The organism is Micromonospora sp. NPDC049359, assembly GCF_044466585.1.
Taxonomy (GTDB): Bacteria; Actinomycetota; Actinomycetes; order Mycobacteriales; family Micromonosporaceae; genus Micromonospora.
In genome coordinates this window covers 498,277-516,798 of record NZ_JBITMW010000003.1, presented here as the reverse complement: position 1 = coordinate 516,798, position 18,522 = coordinate 498,277, and the positions used below count along the sequence as shown (strand labels likewise).

Annotated in this window: 11 protein-coding genes; 6 read left to right on the top strand and 5 right to left on the bottom strand. The window is 71.2% G+C overall.

From position 1 onward, the window contains the following. The first annotated feature begins 262 nt into the window (after positions 1-262). A complete protein-coding gene (locus ACIBTX_RS10880; protein WP_357125116.1) occupies positions 263-1,786 on the top strand; it encodes an alpha-N-arabinofuranosidase in 1,524 nt (507 codons plus the stop codon). 242 nt (positions 1,787-2,028) lie between these two features. Here ACIBTX_RS10880 and ACIBTX_RS10875 read toward each other — a convergent pair whose 3' ends face one another. Both ACIBTX_RS10875 and ACIBTX_RS10870 read right to left on the bottom strand, forming a co-directional pair. Beyond that, positions 2,029-3,546 carry an aldehyde dehydrogenase family protein gene (locus tag ACIBTX_RS10875; protein WP_357169011.1) on the bottom strand — a complete coding sequence of 506 codons (1,518 nt, stop codon included), beginning with the start codon at positions 3,544-3,546 and terminating at the stop codon, positions 2,029-2,031. Next, positions 3,543-4,769, bottom strand: coding sequence for a fumarylacetoacetate hydrolase family protein (locus ACIBTX_RS10870; RefSeq protein WP_357125110.1), 1,227 nt, complete (start codon positions 4,767-4,769; stop codon positions 3,543-3,545). The genes ACIBTX_RS10875 and ACIBTX_RS10870 overlap by 4 nt, the downstream gene beginning before the upstream one ends. Before the next feature lie 119 nt (positions 4,770-4,888). On the opposite strand from ACIBTX_RS10870, the gene ACIBTX_RS10865 reads away from it, so the two are divergent. Beyond that, positions 4,889-5,734 carry an IclR family transcriptional regulator gene (locus ACIBTX_RS10865; RefSeq protein WP_357125107.1) on the top strand — a complete coding sequence of 282 codons (846 nt, stop codon included), beginning with the start codon at positions 4,889-4,891 and terminating at the stop codon, positions 5,732-5,734. A 45-nt stretch (positions 5,735-5,779) separates the two neighbouring features. Here the strand turns inward: ACIBTX_RS10865 and ACIBTX_RS10860 are convergent, their stop codons facing one another. After that, positions 5,780-6,403: a TetR/AcrR family transcriptional regulator gene (locus ACIBTX_RS10860; protein ID WP_357125104.1), complete on the bottom strand. Its 624-nt coding sequence runs from the start codon at positions 6,401-6,403 to the stop codon at positions 5,780-5,782. Between the two features lie 89 nt (positions 6,404-6,492). Between ACIBTX_RS10860 and ACIBTX_RS10855 the strand changes: the two genes are divergently transcribed. Further along, positions 6,493-7,056 carry an ester cyclase gene (locus ACIBTX_RS10855; protein WP_357125101.1) on the top strand — a complete coding sequence of 188 codons (564 nt, stop codon included), beginning with the start codon at positions 6,493-6,495 and terminating at the stop codon, positions 7,054-7,056. Between the two features lie 71 nt (positions 7,057-7,127). Here ACIBTX_RS10855 and ACIBTX_RS10850 read toward each other — a convergent pair whose 3' ends face one another. Together ACIBTX_RS10850 and ACIBTX_RS10845 are read right to left on the bottom strand one after the other, a co-directional pair. Further along, positions 7,128-7,667, bottom strand: coding sequence for a MarR family transcriptional regulator (locus ACIBTX_RS10850; RefSeq protein WP_357125098.1), 540 nt, complete (start codon positions 7,665-7,667; stop codon positions 7,128-7,130). Positions 7,668-7,674: 7 nt separating this feature from the next. Continuing rightward, positions 7,675-8,922 carry an FAD-dependent oxidoreductase gene (locus ACIBTX_RS10845; protein WP_396832380.1) on the bottom strand — a complete coding sequence of 416 codons (1,248 nt, stop codon included), beginning with the start codon at positions 8,920-8,922 and terminating at the stop codon, positions 7,675-7,677. A 99-nt stretch (positions 8,923-9,021) separates the two neighbouring features. Here ACIBTX_RS10845 and ACIBTX_RS10840 point away from each other — a divergent pair, with 99 nt between their 5' ends. From ACIBTX_RS10840 to ACIBTX_RS10830, 3 genes are all read left to right on the top strand, one after another. Then, positions 9,022-11,976 carry an ATP-binding protein gene (locus tag ACIBTX_RS10840; RefSeq protein WP_396832379.1) on the top strand — a complete coding sequence of 985 codons (2,955 nt, stop codon included), beginning with the start codon at positions 9,022-9,024 and terminating at the stop codon, positions 11,974-11,976. Positions 11,977-12,074: 98 nt separating this feature from the next. After that, complete coding sequence (locus ACIBTX_RS10835) at positions 12,075-12,218, top strand: hypothetical protein (RefSeq protein ID WP_355236120.1); 144 nt, start codon at positions 12,075-12,077, stop codon at positions 12,216-12,218. 13 nt (positions 12,219-12,231) lie between these two features. Beyond that, on the top strand, positions 12,232-18,423 hold the full coding sequence (locus ACIBTX_RS10830) for a S8 family serine peptidase (protein ID WP_396832378.1): 6,192 nt from the start codon (positions 12,232-12,234) through the stop codon (positions 18,421-18,423). Positions 18,424-18,522 lie beyond the last annotated feature (99 nt).

Here is an 18,522-nt window from a genome sequence, read left to right as displayed (position 1 = left end):
CCGGAACGCGGTGTTCCCTCCGGGGAGCATGATCGGTAACGTTTACATCGATCGCGAACGTAATCGATGATCATGGCGATGTCCAGAGCTCGCACCGACCCACCACCCCGGGTCCCCGGCGCCGCGACACGGATCCCGACGTCGGAGGCCTCCTCCGAGAGGAGCCCGCCCTGAACACCCACCTCGACGCAGCGCCGCACCCACTCCCCCACCGCGCCGCCTCGCCCGTCCAGCCTCGTCCGGGCCAGCCGGGACGGCTGTCGTGAACACCGCACGCCTGCTCCTGGACCCGCGGCGACGTGTCGCACCGGTGCCGCGCCGGATCTTCGGCTCGTTCGTGGAGCACCTGGGCCGCTGTGTCTACGGCGGAATCTACGAGCCCGACCACCCCAGCGCCGACGCGGACGGCTTCCGGGGCGACGTCCTCGCGCTCGTCCGCGAGCTGGGCGTCACGACCGTCCGCTACCCGGGCGGCAACTTCGTCTCCTCCTACCGCTGGGAGGACGGCGTCGGCCCGGTCGAGAAACGACCGGCCCGGCTCGACCTCGCCTGGCACAGCCTGGAGACCAACGCCTTCGGGCTGGACGAGTTCATGCGCTGGGTCGGCAAGGCGGGCGTCGATCCCATCATGGCGGTGAACCTCGGCACCCGGGGCACCGCCGAGGCTGTCGACCTGCTGGAATACGCCAACCACCGGGCGGGGAGCCACCTCGCCGACCAGCGCCGCGACAACGGCGCCGCCGACCCGTACGGGATCCGGCTGTGGTGCCTGGGCAACGAGATGGACGGCCCGTGGCAGGTGGGCCAGCGAAGCGCGACCGAGTACGGGCGACTCGCGGCGCAGACCGCGAAGGCGATGCGCCGCTTCGATCCCGACCTCGAACTGGTCGCCTGCGGCTCGTCCCATCTCGGCATGCCGACCTTCGGGAGCTGGGAGCGCGACGTGCTGACCGAGGCGTACGACGACGTCGACCTGATCTCGCTGCACGCCTACTACCAGCCGGTCGACGATGACCTGCCCAGCTTCCTCGCCTCGGCCGAGGACATGGACAGGTACATCGACGCCGTCACGGCCATCGCGGACTCGGTGGGCGCGATCCGCCGATCCACCAGGAAGATCATGATCGCGTTCGACGAGTGGAACGTGTGGTACCAGTCCGCCGCGCCGTCCACCCCGCCCAGCGGCGAGGACTGGCCGGTCGCGCCGCCGCTGCTGGAGGACCACTACAGCGTGGCCGACGCCGTCGTCGTCGGTGGCCTGCTCATCAGCCTGCTGCGGCACAGCGACCGGGTGACCGCGGCGTGCCAGGCCCAACTGGTCAACGTCATCGCGCCGATCATGACCGAACCGGGAGGCTCGGCCTGGCGGCAGACCATCTTCCACCCGTTCGCCCGCACGGCCCGGCACGCCCGGGGGGTCGTGCTGGACGTACTGCGCGACGGCAGCACCACGACCACCGACCGCTACGGCGTCATCGACGCGGTCGACGCGGTCTCCACCTGGGACGACACCGCCGCCGAGATGACCGTGTTCCTCGTCAACCGGGTCGTCGACACCCCCGCCGAGGTGACCGTCGACCTCGCCGGCGCCCAGGTGGGCGAGATCATCGAATGCGTCACCGTGGGCGGCGCCGACCTCGATGCCAAGAACACGGCCGACGGCCCGGACCACGCCGAGCCGCGCCCCAACGACACGGTCCAGGCGAGCGACCTCGGCGTCCGCCTGACTCTCGCGCCCGCGTCGTGGACCATGCTGCGGCTGCACGTCACCGACGTGACCCCGTAGCACACCCCGGCCGCGCAGCCCCGGCTTTCACCAGGGGGTGCGCGGCCGGGGATTCCCCACCACAGGGAGTACGGAGAATCGCGTCGACGGTCCGGCCAGGACCGACACAATTGCGGCCGAGGAAAACGCGGTGAGCGCCTGTCGAATTGGCGTGCGGAATCTCGGTCCGCTCTATTTCGCGACGGAATCCACGCGTCAGCGGCGGGTGTCGTAAGAATGCACCCGAGAGACCGTCGACGCAATTATTCGACCGCTGGCGTCAACCTCCCGTCGATCCGCCGCACAATCGCGGTGTACTCGTCGCGCAACTCCTCGGGAAGCACCCAGGCCGGCGCGTCCTGCCATGCCAGCGGCCGGAGGAACCGTCGGATCGACGTCGCGCCCACCGACGTGTGCACGGCGTTCGTCGACGGCCAGGGCCCACCGTGGTGCTGGGCCCAGGACACCCGGACACCGGTGGGATAGCCGTCGAAGACGATGCGACCCGCGCGGGCGGAGAGCACGTCGACCAACCCACGGACCACGTCGGCGTCGTCCTGCGGGCCACGGTGGACGGAGCCGGTCAGCGACGGCGGGACGGCGTGCAGCGCGGCGTCGAGGTCGGCGGTGTCGTCGTACCGGATGACGATCATGAGCGGCCCGAAACACTCGTCGGCGATCTCGGCGGTCAGCCCCGGCAGGTCGACCTCCAGAAGCCTCGGCGCGACGGCGAAGCCCGCGCCGTTCTCGACCCGCGGCTGCGCCGAGACGCGGACGCCGGCCCGCTCGAACTCGGCCGCCCGGATCTCGTACGCGTCCCGGATGCGCTCGTTGAGCAGGATCGCGCCGCCGGAGCCGGCGACCCTCTCGCGCAGACCGTCGACGAGCTGGTCACCGCCCCCACCGGTCGGCACGAACGCCAGGCCCGGCTTGGTGCAGAGCTGGCCGCCGGAGGCGGTGAAGGAGGCGAACAGTCCCTCGGCGATCCCCTCGGCCCGGTCGGCGGCCGCGCCCGGCAGCACGACGATCGGGTTCACGCTGCTCAGTTCGGCGTACAGGGGAATGGGATCGGGTCGCTCGTCGATGGCCGCCTGGATGGCACGGGCGGCGTTGACCGAGCCCGTGAGGGCGGCCGCACGGATCGCGGGGTGCCGCACCAGCCAGCGACCGGCCCGCTCCCCGTACACGACGCCGATGACGCCATCGGGCCCGCCGAGGTCGCGGACGGCCGCCTCGATCGCGGCGGCGGACGCGTGCGAGGTCAGCGGATGCGACGGATGGGCCTTCAGGACCGTGGGGCAGCCGGCGGCGAGCGCGGCGGCCGTGTCCCCGCCCGCGACCGAGAAGGCGAACGGGAAGTTGCTGGCGCCGAAGACGGCGACCGGCCCGAGGGGTACGAGCATCCGCCGCACGTCCGGACCGGGTCCGAGTGGGGTGTCGGCGGCGTGGTCGATGGCGGCCTCGACGTACGCGCCGTCGCGGAGCACGTCGCCGAACATCCGGAACTGGACCGCGGCCCGGGTGAGCTCGGAGTCCAGCCGCGCGTGGGCCAGCCCGGTCTCCGCCTCGGCGGCCGCGACCAGGTCCTTCCGACGGGATTCCAGGGACGCGGCGATGGCGTCCAGCAGCTCCGCCCGGCCGTGCCTTCCCAGGTCGGCCAACCAGCGCGTCGCCCGGGACGCCTGGCCGGCGACCACGTCCACCCCTGACTCGTCGGTCTCGGTGAGATCCGTCGCGCGGCGCTGGCCGTCGCGCGGATCGACCGTGCTGACCACGTTCACAGCAGTCCCCTCCTTGCCAGATTGCCCATGAGGTCGCGGATGCCGAAGTGCCAGGGCTCGCACTCCTGGGCGTGCCGCACCCGGTTGACCAGGGTGCCGAGCGCCGGGCAGCTGATCCGTACCACGTCGTCGACCTGGTGGGTGAAGCCCTCACCGGGGCTACCCCGGTCCTGGATGGGCGCGAACATGGTGCCGAGCATCAGGGCCGCGCCGTCGGGATAGTGGTGGTGCGGGCCGATGAGCTGCCGCACCAGGTCCTCCGGGTCGCGCGACATCCGCGTCATCTCCGATACCGCCTCGAGCCGGAAGTCGTCCGCGCCGTGGACTTCCAGGCGGACCTCGAGTTCGCGCACCCGTTCCAGGCCGAACCGGTCGTCGAAGAGCCGGATCAGGGGGCCCAGGGCGCAGGAGGCGTTGTTGTCCTTCGCCAGGGGAAGCAGCAGCGCCGAGCGGCCCTCGATGTCGCGCAGGTTCACGTCGTTGCCCAGGGTGGCGCCGACGATCCGGCCGCTGGACTGGACGATGAGCGTGATCTCGGGTTCCGGGTTGTTCCAGGTCGACGCGGCGAGCACGCCCACGTCGACGGCGGTGCCGACGGCGGAGAGGATCTGCCCCTTGGTGAAGATCTCGGCGTCCGGACCGATCCCCACCTCCAGGTACTGGCTCCACATGCCCTCGGCGACCAGCAGGCTCTTGAGTCGATCGGCCTCGGCCGAGCCCGGTTCCAGGTGGTGCAGGTCGACGCCGATGTCGGCGAACATCCGTTGCCGGATGTCCGCCGCGAGCGCCAGGTCGCCGCGGGCCCGCTCCTCGATGACGCGCTCGATCATCGAGATGGGAAAGGTCACGCCGGCGGCCTTGAGCGCGTGCAGGTCGACCGGGGTCAGCAGCCAGGGCCGGTCGCGGTCGCGGGTCGTGACCGCCGTGTTGGCCAGGATCTCCCCGAAGTCCCCCACCCGCGCCCCGTCGAGCCCGACCACGGTCGCGGCGGGGTCGGGCAGCTCGCAGATGTCCCGGACGGTCGCAAACCGGTGGCTCAGGTCGAGGACCTCACCGTCGCGGACGACCACGGGTGTGGGGCCGCTGACGGACGGATCCCAGATCCGGCCGATCAGGACGCTGCCCGCGTCGTCCGGCAACGCCTCGGCGGCGGTGCCGACCCAGTCCTCGCGTCGGGGTTCGTCGGCGGTCCCGGAACGCGAGGGCCTGTCGGTCGTCGTCAATTCGTCGCCCCGGCGAAGCCGATCCGAGCGCACCACTTACCCATCGTCGCTCCACCGTTACAAGTCGGAGTCAAGCTCATAAATTGCAACGATCGTAGCGACATGTGCAACGTTGTCAAGTGGCGGTTGCGCATCGCGTCATCTACATTGCACATGATGCAACGGAAGCGGCGACGCCGCGCCGTGCGAGGGGAGACACAGCCTTGGCGCAATCGATCCGCCGCGCGATCGACCTCATCCGTCGATCGGCCGAACGTCCGCTGTCCCTGACGGAGGCCGCGGACGTGCTCGGCGTGCACAAGTCGACCGCCCTACGGATTCTGCACACCCTGGAGTCCGCGCGCTTCGTGCGCCGTACCGGCGCGGGCGCCTACGTGCTCGGCAGCGGGCTGATCGAGCTGGCGGACCTCGCGCTCGGCTCGATGGACCTGCGCCAGCCGGCCGCCGCGCACCTGCGTGCGCTACAACGCGAGACCGGCCACACCGTGCACCTCGCGCAGCAGACCGGCGACGAGATCATCTATATCGACAAGGTGGACAGCCCGGCGTTCGACGCCGTCAAGCTCCCCTCCCGGGTCGGGCGCGCGGTGTCGATCTACGCGAGCGCCGTCGGCAAGACCATCCTGGCGTACCTGCCCCCTGAGGATCGCGAGCGGCTGCTCTCGCATGTCGTCTTCGAGAGGTTCACCGACACCACCTTCGCCGACCGCGGCGCGCTCGACGCCGAACTCGCCGCCATCCAGGAACGCGGCTGGGCCGTGGACAACGGTGAGCACGACACCTACGTGATGTGCGTGGCCGCACCGATCAGGGATTCCCGAGGGCAGGTCATCGCCGCCGTCTCGATCACCGCGATCGAGGTCATCGCGAGCCTCGACGAGCTGCGGAGCAATCTGCCGCTACTGCTGGAGACCGCCGACCAGATCTCGTACGAGATCGGCTACCCGCGGCCCTCCGCGACCTGACCGCGCCCCCGCCGTCCGGTGTCGCCACTGCGGAGGCGGCCCACCTCAGGGTAGGTCGCTGAGCGTGGACCGGACCTCGGCGGCGAAGAGGCCCGCCGGGTCGAACGGCATGCCGGTGAAGTGCCCGGCGACCTCCAAGCTGATCACCCCGTGCACGCGGGTCCAGAAGGTCAGCGACCGGCGCATCGACTGATCTTCACCCGCGTGCGCGAAGGCATCTCGCACCGGGGCGAAGATGCGGCGGGCGAGTTCGGTGGCCTCGGCCGGAGCGGCGTAGCCCGGCACCGGTGTCCCGTACAGCAGTAGGTAGCGGTGCGGATCGCTTCGGGCCCAGTCACGGATCACCGTGGCGATCGCGGTCAGCCGGTCGCGTGGGGTCGCGCCGGCGCCGGCCGCGGCCTCGACCACGTGTGCCAGGTCGCGGTAGGCGGCAAGGATCAACTCGGTGAGCAGGTCGTCGCGACTGGCGAAGTACCGGTAGAGAGCCGGTGCGGTCATCCCCATCTGCTTGGCGATGGCCTTGAGCGACAGCCCCGCCGCGCCGGCCTCGGCGAGTTGCTTCCACGCGTGTGCGCGTACCTCGGCCTGCACCTGCCGCCGATAGCGCTCGCGCGGCCCGACAAGCGACTCCGCCGACTGCTCACCGGCCGTACGGGTCTGGTCCGCCATGCCATACCTCCCCTTCGCGTTGACATCAGGTTACTGCAGTTATATGGTGTAACGGAAGCGAACGACTGTTACCCACCTGAGGAGTCACCGTGAAGCATCTCCCCGCAGCCACCATCGCCACCCTCCTGATCGGCGGCTCGGCGCTCGCCAGCGGCGCCGTACCCGCTCTGGCCGGCGGCACGGCCTTCGCCCACCAGCAGCCCGACGAGCACGGCACCGCCGGTCAGGCGCGGCAGGTGACCCGCGCCTGGGTTCAGCTCTGGAACGGCGACTACACACAGGCCGAGCGCATCATCTCCCCGGACGTCCGGGTGAGGGCCGCGCTGCTCGACGGCGGCGACGGCAGCGCCGTCAAGGGTCCGCACGGCATGGCCGACCTGGTCGGCCAGATCCGGTCCGCCTTCCCCGACCTGCGCTTCACCGTCGAGGTCGGCCCGATCATCGACGGTGACCACGTGGTCGTGCGATGGGTCGCCAACGGCACGTACGGCGGAGGCTTCCCCGGCGCGACCGCCGCGCCCGGCACCCGGGTCCGCTTCACCGGCACGGACACGCTGCGCATCAGGCGTGGCCTCATCACCGACTACTGGCTCAACGCCGACACTCTGCTGCTCGTCACGCAACTCAAGGTCACGGCGGCTCCCGAGCGGTAGGTCACCGGTCCGCATCCGTGCGGGCGGGACACCGACGGTGCGCGCTGCGATCGACCGCAGCGCGCACCCGGCTACCCGCGGCCGTCCGCGGACCCGGAGAGCGACGGCCGTTCACCGGCCTGACCGCGTGCCCGCTGCGCGGTGTCGCCACCACGGAGGCGGTCCAACTCGGCGAGGTACATCGCCTGCATGCGGTCGTAGTGCCGGACCAGCAGCGCGACCTCCTCGACGCTGTAGCCCTCGACGAGTCGTTCGGCCCCCTCGGCGAACCGCTGGTACGGCCGCGTCAACTCGGCCATCCGCTCCGGGCGCAGGGTGACGATCACCCGCCGCCGGTCCGCCGGGTCACGCTCGGCCGTCACGTAACCCGCCTGCTGAAGGCGGCGCAACATGCTGGTCACCGCTCCGGTGGTGAGGTTGGTCCGCTCGGCGACCTGCCCCGCGGTAGCGGACCCGACGTCCGCCAGGTAGTCCAGGCACTCCAGGTCACTCACGGTCAGGCCCAGCCGGTCCGCGATGGCGTACCGGAACACCATGGAGAGCCGGGACATCTCCCGCCCGGCGCGCATGAGGTCGGCGATCGCGGACGCGCGGGCCGGCACCTGGGACATGCCGCAATCATGCCTCCGGCACGGTCACCCGGTGCAGCCGAGGTAACAGGCGGGTCAGCACCCAGTGTGGTGCGGTCGCGCCCCCGGTGAGACGGCGCATCAGCCGGCCGGCGGTGTCGACGGCGCGGAAGGCGTAGGGCACCATCTCGTCCTGGTAGGCGGCGATCGCCTCCTCCACCGCCCGACCGGTCGCCCGGGCCTCGAGCAGCCGGCGGCCGAGCAGGGCCGCGTCGCGGAGCGCGGTGTTACCACCGTGGGCGCCGAACGGTGGCATGACGTGTACGGCGTCGCCCATCATCGTCGCCCGGGGCACCGCCCACCGCTGCGGGCGTCGGCCGGTGGCGAAGAGGTTGAGCACAGTGGCGTCCAACTCGGCCGTGGCGACCACCCGTCGGATGAGCGGGTGGAAGCCCGTGCTCATCCCGGCGGCCAGTCGCCAGAGCGCCAGCAGGTCGCCGCGGACGCCGATGGGCACCTCCTCCTGCGGTAGCAGCAGTCCCCACATCACGTAGTCGTCGCCGGTGGGCGCGTAGCTGCCCGGGGCCAGCCGCGCGAACGCCTCCCGTGGCCTCTCGCCGAACCGCATGGAGGTGAAGAAGAAGGCGAGGCCGGGTCGATCGGCGATGGCCAGGACGCCGCTGTCGCGCAGCGCGTCCGGGATCATGCTCTCCCCGTTGCGGCGCAGGGGCGACCGGCCGTAGATGCCCGCCATCGGCGCGCTCGCCGGGGCCGCGTCGGGCATGAGCTGCGCCCGCAGCGCCGAGCCCACGCCGTCCGCGCCCACGACGACGGTCGCCGCGACGGCCGCACCGTCGGAGAACCGCAGTCGCGGCCCGGCCGGGCCGCCGCTGTCCACCGCGACGGCCTCCTTGCCGTAGTGGATCCGCCCGTCGAGCCCGGTCTGCAGGATCGAGCGCAGCGTCAACCGATCGACCTGGCGGGTCGCATACGGCTCGTCCTTGAAGGCGATGGTGAACGCGTCCCGGAGTCGACTGTCGGTGAAGCGGAGGTGTCCGCCGGGCTCGTCGCCGGTGGCCAGCGCCAGGTTGTACAGCGGACGGGGCAGGCTCTCGCGCAACGCCGCCAACCCGTACCGGTCGAGGATGATCCGGTAGCCCTGCCGCCGGACGAAGGGGCCGGGGTCCCGCTCGTAGACGTGCGCGTCGATGCCGGCTCGCGTCAGGTACTGGGCGAGGCAGAGACCGGAGAGGCCGCCGCCGGCGATAGCCACCGAGAAGTCCGTCGATATGCCCATGCCGTTATCTTAATAACTAAGATGATTTCCGCAAGGTCGCCCGGGACCACCGGCGGCGATGGTCTTGTGTCCACGCGCCGAAAAGCGAGATCATCACGCATGCTCGACGCCTCAAACGAGGACGACGGGATCGCGCCAACCGTCGCCACCCCGCGCTTCGTGGGTCGTGACCGGGAGCTGGCGGCACTCCGGGGCGCCCTGGCCCGGCCACCGGCGATCGTGCTGGTGGAGGGCGAGGCGGGCATCGGCAAGAGCCGGCTGCTACGCGAGTGGCACTCCGCCCCGGCCCGGCGCACCGCCCTGGTGTCGGTGTGCCCACCGCTGCGCGAGTCGCTCACGTTGGGGCCGATCGTCGACGCGTTCCGGGGGATCGACAGTCCGGTGTCGCGGCTGCGGCTCACCGCGCTCGCGGGCGCGCTCCGGCCCCTGTTCCCCGAATGGTCCGCGAGCCTGCCGCCCGCGCTGCCGCCCCTGGACGACGCGAAGGCGGCCCGGCATCGACTGTTCCGCGCCCTGGAAGAGCTGCTGCGGGCGCTGCGGGTCGACGTCCTCGTCCTCGAGGACGCGCACTGGGCCGACGAGGTGACGCTGGAGTTCCTGCTGTTCGTCATCTCCCGACAGCACTCGGACGGTCCGAGCCTCGTCATCTCCTACCGGCCCGAGGAGGTCGACGACGGATCGCTGTTGCTGCGGCTGACGTCCCGGCTGCCCGCTGGCGTGACGCAGCTGAGGATCGCCCTCGCGCCCATGCGACCCGACGACACGGCGGCGCTGGTCTCCTCCATGCTGGACGGCAATCCGATCTCGCAGGAGTTCACGGCGTTCATGCACGAACGGACCGGCGGCGTCCCGCTGGCCCTGGAAGAGTCGGTCCGTCTCATGTGCGATCGGGCCGATCTCGTCTTCCGCGACGGCCAGTGGGTCCGACTGAAGCTGCGCGAGCTACAGGTGCCGCCGACGGTGCGCGACTCCACCCGGGAGCGGGTGAGCCGCCTGTCGCCCACGGCGCAGCAGGCGTTGCGCGCCGCGGCGACGTTGGCGGAACGGTCCTCCGCGGCGACGATCGCGATGACCGCGGGCCTGTCGCCGGCCGCGTGCCGGGCCGCCATCGCGGAGGCGGCCAACGCCGGTGTCCTGGACGGAGACGACCGCGGCAGGTGGCGCTTCCGGCATGTGCTGGCCGCCACCGCGGTCTACGAGTCGATTCCGCTGACCGACCGCAGACACGTTCACCTGCTGGCCGGGCGCGCCCTGGAGCACCTCCACCCGCCGCCCGTGGCGCGCCTCGCCCACCACTTCCGAGAGGCCGGCGAGACCCCGTCCTGGGCGCGGTACGCCGAACAGGGCGCCGAGTTGGCCATCGCCTCGGGCGACCACACCAAGGCGGTCGACCTGCTTGTCGACCTGCTGTCGTGGGCCGTGCTGCCGCCGGTGGACCGGGCGCGGGTCGCCCGTATCGCCGGAGTCGCCGCCCTGGGCCGCCGGGAAGAGGTCGACCAGGTCCACCACCGGGTGATCCGTACCCTGCGCTCGGTGCTGGAGACCCCCGGCCTCTCCGCCCGGCAGCAGGCCGAGATCCGCAACCCCCTGGGTCGGCTTCTCATCACCGGGGGTGAGGCGCAGGCGGCCCTGCGCGAGCTGGAGCAGGCGGTCGCCAACCTCGACCACGACCCGGTCGAGGCGGCTCGGGCGATGACCTACCTCGGCTGGGCCTACGCGGGACCGTGGCCGGCGTCCACCCATCGGCGATGGCTCGATCGCGCCGCCGATCTCACCGCCCAGATCGACTCCCCCGCCGAGAGGCTGAACCTGGCCGGGAACCGCGCCGCGGCGTTGCTCATGCTGGGCGAGGAGGAGGCGTGGGAGGTCGTCGCCGACCTGCCCCTCGGTGGCTCGACCTCGGCAGAGCGTCTCGACGTGGCCCGCATCCACACGAATGTCGGTACCGGCGCGCTGATCTGGGGCCGGTACGCCGACGCCGAGCAACACCTCGACGTGGCCATGAGTCTCGCCGAGGTCGAGCAGGCGTCCCGGTTGCAGCACAACGTCCGACTCGAACAGGCCAACCTGGCGTGGCTCACCGGTCGGTGGGACGGCCTGGCGGAGGCGAGCGCGGCACTCGCCGAGGCCGACCGGGACCGGCCGGCGCACTACCTGGGCAGCGTTCGCCTCGCCGCCCGCCTGGCGGCCGCAGCCGGACGGCGGCGGGTCGCCGAGGAGCAGTTCCGACTCGTCCTCGAGGAGTCCGCCCGTCTCGGCGCGGCCGACGACACGATGGAGGCCGCCGCGGCGCTGGCCAGGTTGTGGCTGACGGACGGCAACAGCGGCCGAGCCCTGCGAATCACGAACGAGCCGATGGAGACCGTCCGGCGAAAGGGCGTCTGGGTCTGGGCGACCGACCTCGTCCCCGCCCGGATCGAGGCGCACCTCGCCGCCGGTGACCTGACGGCCGCGACCCGCCTGACCGACCAGTTCGCCAGGGGACTGCGCGGTCGTACGGCGCCCGCGCCGCGCGCCGCGCTCACCGTGTGTCGTGCCCTGCTGCTCGCCGCGACCGGGGAGCACGCCCGCGCGGCGACGGCGTACGACCGCGCGGCGCGCGCCTGGAGCGCGTTGCCGCGTCCGTACGACGCGCTGCGCGCCCGCGAGCGCCAAGCCGAAGCGATCATCGCGCAGGGCCGGACCGAGCAGGGCGGCGAGCTGCTGGCGGCACAGTACGAGCGGCTGTTCCGGCTCGGCGCCCGCGGAGACGCGGACCGTGTCGCACAGCGGCTTCGCGAACACGGCGCCGAGGTCCCGCGACTGTGGCGCGGCGGCCGACGCGGGTACGGGGACCAGCTCTCACCCCGCGAGCTCGACGTGGTCCAACTGGTCGTCGCGGGCAAGACGAACCGGGAGATCAGCCGGATCCTGGCCAAGTCGCCGGCCACGGTGGACCAGCAGCTACGCGCGGCGATGCGCAAGCTGAAGGTGAGCAGCCGGACCGCGCTCGCGGTCAAGGCGGTGGAGGCCGGTGTGTTCGCCGAGGACGAATCCCTCGACAACGCATCGTGAATTTTGACGTATCCGCCGGATAGCTAAGGCCACCCGGCTCACCGAGCATGAGTCCATGATCCATAGCCCATGGGCGATGAATGCCTGAGCGTCCCGTCGTGCCTGACGACTCCGCCCTCGAACACCAGCCGCCACCCGAGCGGCTCGGCGAATCGCGCGTCACCCCGCGCGACGCCTCCGACGTACGCGACGCCGACGGTGCCGTCGACCACGAGAGCCACGACCCCTACCAACCCCTGTAGGCGAAGGACCCCGATGAGATTCAAAGCCCTCGCGGCAACGCTGGCCGCAGCGGTCGGCCTGAGCATGCTCCAGCCGATACTGGCGTCCGCCGCCGAGCCGGATCCCGGCACGGCGGCCAGGAAGATCGCGCCGACCCTGAAGGACCGCTTCCGCACGCAGCCGGCCTCCGACTTCTGGATCACGTTCGACACGAAGCCCGACCTCGGGCCGGCGAAGAAGATCGCCGACTGGACGGCCCGTGGTCAGTTCGTCTACGACGCACTGGCCACGGCGTCAAAGAGCTCCCTGGCCTCCGTCTCCACCGAACTCGACCGGGCCGGGGTCAAGTACACCCCCTACCCGATCGCCAACGCCGTACTCGTCAAGGGCGGCACCGAGAAGCTCGCTCTCGACGTGGCCGCGCGGGTGCAGGTCGCCGAGATCCACGCCACGCCGCAGGTCGCCCTGGTACAGCCCGTGGAGCAGAAGCTCCCCGCTGACCAGGCGGCCCGACCCGCGGCCCCGAAGGCCGGCGCGGACGACACCGTCACGTGGGGTCTCGAGGCCATCCACGCCCCGCAGGCGTGGGCCATGGGCGCCACCGGCGCGGGTATCACCGTCTCCAACCTCGACTCGGGCGTCCAGTTCGACCACCCCGCCCTGTCGCGTCAGTACCGTGGCGCGAAGCCGGACGGCACCGTCGACCACAACTACAACTGGATGGCCACCCGGGGATCGTGCTCGGCCGCGCCGTGCGACGACAACGGACACGGCACGCACACCATGGGCACCATGGTCGGCGTCGACGGCACCGACCACGTCGGCGTCGCCCCGGACGCGCAGTGGATCGCGACGAACGGCTGCTGCGAGAGGACCGGTGTCGAGTCGCTGCTGCGCTCCGGCTGGTGGCTGCTCGCCCCGACCGACCTTGAGGGCAACAACCCCGACCCGTCCAAGCGCCCCCACGTCGTCAACAACTCGTGGGGCCAGGACGTCGAACACAACTTCGACGACTTCTTCCAGGCCATCGACGAGGCCTGGACCGCCGCGGGCATCTTCAGCACCTGGTCGTCGGGGAACACCGTGCCGTACGCGGCCTGTGACACGGTCTCCTCGCCGGGCTCGGCGGCGACCGCCTACTCCGTCGGCGCCTACTCGGAGGACGGCACGCTCGCGGCGTTCTCCCGCAAGGGCGCGGGTGAGGGCGGTCGGATCAAGCCCGAGATCTCCGCGCCGGGTGTCAACGTCCGCTCGTCCTATCCGAACAACAGCTACGTCGAGATGGCCGGTACGTCGATGGCGGCACCGCACGTCGCCGGCGCGGTCGCGGCGCTCTGGAGCTACGACCCGACCCTGATCGGGCAGGTCGACGAGACCCGTCGCCTGCTCGCCGAGTCGGCGACCGACGTCGACGACACCGAGTGCGGCGGCACCGCCGAGCTCAACAACAAGTACGGCGAGGGCCGGCTCGACCTCGTCCGCCTACTCAAGCTCGCGCCCCGCAAGGGTGGCACCCTCACCGGTGTCGTGACCGCCAACGGCGCCCCGGTCCCCGCCGCGGAGGTGACGATCAGCGGGCCGTTCAGCCGGTCGATCGGCACCGACAAGGACGGCCGCTTCACGACGAACCTGCCGGTCGGCGACTACCAGCTCACCACCAGGGTGTTCGGGTACCTGACCGCGACCGCCACCGTCGCTGTCACCCTCGGCCAGGACACCTCCGTCACGCTGCCGCTCACGGCCGCCGCGAAGCACGACATCGGCGGCCGGGTCGTGGACGACAGGAAGCGGCCCGTGCCGAACGCGGACGTCGCGATCCGGGACACGCCGCTGAAGCCGGTACGCACGGACGCCAACGGCGCGTTCACGATCAGCGGTGTCCCCGAGGGCGCGTACAAGCTGGCCGTCACGCCCAACTCGTGCTTCTCGCCGAAGACGCTCCCGCTGACCGTGGGAGCACAGAACGAGTCGCCCGAGATCCCGGTCGGGCTCGTCGTCGACAAGGGCGGCTACAGCTGCGCCGTCACCGAGGGCGAGTACCTGCGCGGCACCGAGCAGGTCACCTTCGGCAGCGGTGTGTGGGCGACGGTGAAGCTGCCGTTCCCGATCGCGCTCTACAACGGCAGCCACGACACCCTCGGCGTCGGCCTGCGTGGCGTGATCGCCCCGGACGGCAGCACCGGTCCCGGCTACGGCGGCGCGGGCGCCTTCCCGTTCTACATGGAGAGCCCCGCCGAGTTCGCCCCCGGCGGCGGTGTCTTCACGGCCGCCACCAAGGTCAACGGTGAGGACGCGTTCGTCGTCGAGTACCGCAACACCAAAATCTGGGCCTACCCGACCCGGTCGGAGTACACCGAACCGGTCAACTTCTCGGCCACCTTCACCCGATCGGGCACGATGATCTTCGGGTACGGCGACGGCGTCGGAACCGACGACCCGGTGACCGCCGGCGCGAACGCCGTCACCGGCATCCAGGGCTGGGCCGGCGTCGACGGCATCCGGTTCTCCGATCACGCCCCGGTGCTGCGCGACGGGATGATCGTCACCTACGACCTGCCGGACTTCGGGTACCTCGACGCGACCGTCGTGGACAAGAACGACGGGTTGCCGGTGGCCGGCGCCAAGGTCTCCTTCAGCACCAAGGACGGGCTCGTCGAGGCCGTCACGACCAACGGAACCGGTCTCGTGCACCGCCAGCTTCCGCTGGGCGACTACACCATGACGGTCGAGGCGCCGAACTACACGACCGGGTCGTACCCGTTCTCGCTCGACAAGCTCTACGCGCAGGCCAAGATCGACGCGCGTCTGACCACGGGTGTCGCCGGTCTGAAGGCCGACGGCCTCGAGACGCTGTTGGGTACCGACCAGAACGGCGTCGGCTCGCTGACGCTGACCAACACCGGCTCGGCCCCGCTCATGTACGACCTGGGCGAGGCCGCGCGGCACCCCGAGCTCGACGCCACCGGCGCCACCGCGCGTACCGGCACGGGCGCGGCAAGCACGATCGACCTCGCCGGCTGGAAGGCCGGCGCGAGCGGCATGAAGCCGTCAAACGTCGACGGCAAGCCCGCCACGCCGAGCCTCGCGGAGGCCCAGGCGGCAGCCAGGGTCGGCGCGACCTCCGGCGGAGACGTCATCACCCGGATCGCCATTCCCGGCACGATCGCCGAGAAGGAGCCCTCCGGCATCGGGTACGACGGCGACGTCTGGGTCCACGACTACAACGCGCGGACCAACACCGCCTACACGGTGACCGGCAAGAAGACGTCGAAGGTCTTCGACGCGTCGTGGAACCCCGCGTACCGGGCCTTCGACATGGCGCTCGACACCAAGACCGGTGACATGTGCCAGATGGAGGACAGCCCGGCCAGCTACATCCACTGCTTCAGCCGGGAGACCGGCAAGGAGACGCGGCAGATCAAGGGTGACTGGTCCACGCTCCAGCTCACCGGCCTCGCCTACAACCCGGCCCGGGACGTGTTCTACGTCGGTGGCCGGGCGAACGGCATGATCGGGACGGTCGCCGGCACCTCGCACGACAACCCGGGCGCGCTGCTGTCCTTCTGCACGCCGCCGCTGCCCGAGGTGATGGGCCTGGCCTACAACCAGGCGTCCGACACCATCTGGTACACCGACCTCACCTCGAACCGGCCCACCCGGCTGTTGCAGGTCGACCCCGACGACTGCTCGCTGGTGAACGCGTGGTGGTTCCCGGGCCAGAAGGTGGGCCAGGGCGGCGGCCTCGAGACCGACTCCACCGGCGCGCTGTGGGCGGCGGACCAGATCGCCGACGACGTCGTCCTCGTCGACGTCGAGGACGACCTGCTCACCGACCTGCCGTGGCTGTCGCTCTCCTCGACCGGCGGCACCCTCGCGCCGGGTCAGTCGACGACCGTCCAGGTCTCGATCTCGTCGAAGGACGCCAAGCCGGGTGTTCTCGGCGCGAACATCGTCGTGCGGTCCGACTCCGGACGCCAGTCCAAGACGTACGTGCCGGTAACGCTCACGACCACGAAGTACCAGGTCGGCGTCAACGCGGGCGGCGCTAAGCTCACCGACGGCACCGGCTACACCTGGTCCGCCGACCAGCCGACGAGCAAGAAGTCGTGGGGCTACGAGGGCAAGACGAAGGTCACCTCCACGAAGGCCGGGATCGCCGGCACGACGGACGACCTCCTGTTCCAGTCGCAGCGCACCACGCCGGAGAAGCAGTTGTTCTACCGCTTCCCGGACGCGCCCAAGGGCACCTACGCGATCGACTTCGGCTTCGCCGAGATCGAGAAGGCGCCGAAGGGCAAGCGGGTGTTCGACGTCCTCGTGGACGGGACGCTGACGAACTACGCGTACGACCCGACCGCCGCCGTGGGACCGAACACCGTCGACTGGCGTACCGCGGTCGTGCAGCACGACGGCGGTCCGCTGACGGTGGAACTGCGGGGCTCGAAGGGCCTGAAGGCCCCGAGCATCGCCGCGCTGCGGGTGACGCTCGACCCGCGGGCGGACGCGGCGGAGCCGGATCCCCAGCCCGAACAGCCGGACCCCGGCCCGGTACCGGTGGCCCCCGCCGGTCGCTCGTACTCGATGAAGGTGACCGAGGGGCTCTACCGCCAGGGCACCCAGGAGTCCGGGTGGCTGGGCGACGACCTCTGTGGCCCGTTGTGGTTCAGCTCCGACTACCTGCAGCCGTTCTACGACACGGCCTGGGACGGCGTGTGCGTCACGACGAACGGCACGCTCGTCTTCGACCGCGCCGCCACGTCGGGCAGCAACACGGCGCTGCCGTCGCCGTACCCGATTGACGCGATCTACCCGTTCTGGGACGACCTTGTCGTCGACGACGAGGCGGGTATCTACTTCGGCACGACCGAGGTGGACGGAGTGGCGGCGCAGGTCATCGAATGGCGCAACGTCACCTTCTTCGCTGACCCGAGCGCCCGGGTGAGCTTCTCGGTCACCCTGATCGCCGACGGACGGATCCAGATCGGGTACGGCGAGGGCGTCGGCGGCGACAACCCCCTCACCAAGGGTTCGTCGGCGACGGTCGGTGTGGAGAGCCTGAACCGCAACCCCGCGGGCCAGTACTCCTTCAACGAGCCGGTCCTGAAGGCCGGCCTGGGGCTGGAGTACACGCTCCCGGCCGCGGGCACGATCGAGGGCACGGTCACCGACAGGAACGACGGCAAGCCGATCGAGGGCGCGGTCGTCACGCTCAAGGGGCCGGCCGGTGAACGGGTCATCACCACCGACGTGAAGGGCCGGTGGAAGGCCCAGGCGCTGGTCGGCGGAAACACGGTGCAGGTGGAGGCGCCGAACTACGTCACCGCCAGCCACCCCGTGACCATCGCCAAGAAGGACCAGGCCGAGGTGGTCGACACGGCGCTGACCACGGGCATCGCCACCGTCGCCGCAACTGACCTCGACTGGCTCCTCGACAAGGGCCAGCAGGCGACGGCCGACGTGACCGTCACCAACACCGGTTCCGCGCCGCTTCAGGTGCGGGTCAGCGAGCAGAAGCGGACCGACGACGGTGGGCACGAGGCCGCCGACCTGCCGTGGCTGACCCTCACGGGCCCGGCCGCGACCGGCCCGGTCACGCTCGCGGCCGGCACGTCGACCACGGTCACGGTGACGGCCGACAACGCCGGCATCAAGCCCGGCGTACTCGTCGGGGACGTGCTCGTGGCGTCCAACGCCGGCAAGGGTGAGAGCCAGCTCAAGCCGGTCCGCCTGGCGACGTCGGCCTACTGGAAGGGCGTCGACGCGGGCGGGTCCGGGTACGTCGACGCCTCGGGCTTCTTCTGGGCGCCCGACCAGGCGCTCGGCTCGCGGCAGTGGGGCTACGTGGGCGGTAAGGCGCACACCACCAAGGCCGACATCGCCGGTACGACGGACGACGCGCTGTTCCGCACCCAGCGGACCGGCGACACGTTCAGCTACGTGTTCAAGAACGCCCCCGCCGGCACGTACCGGATCGGCCTCGACTTCGCGGAGCTCGAGAAGGTCAAGGCCGGCAAGCGCGCCTTCGACGTGCTCGCCGACGGCAAGGTCGTGCTGTACGACCACGACGTGCAGGCGAAGGTGGGCGCGCTGACCGTCGATGCGAACACGGTCACGGTCGAGCACCCCGGTGGCGATCTGACGATCCAGTTCACCCGGGAGAAGGGCGAGGGCGATCCGATCCTCAACGCCCTGAAGGTGCAGGAGGACCCGCGCCTGAAGAGATAGCCGCGCACTGGTCAGAGCCTCCCCGGCGACGTCGCCGGGGAGGCTCTGCCGTTTCCGCACGCGCTGCGGCGATCCCTACGCCCTTGACGGGAAGCCGGC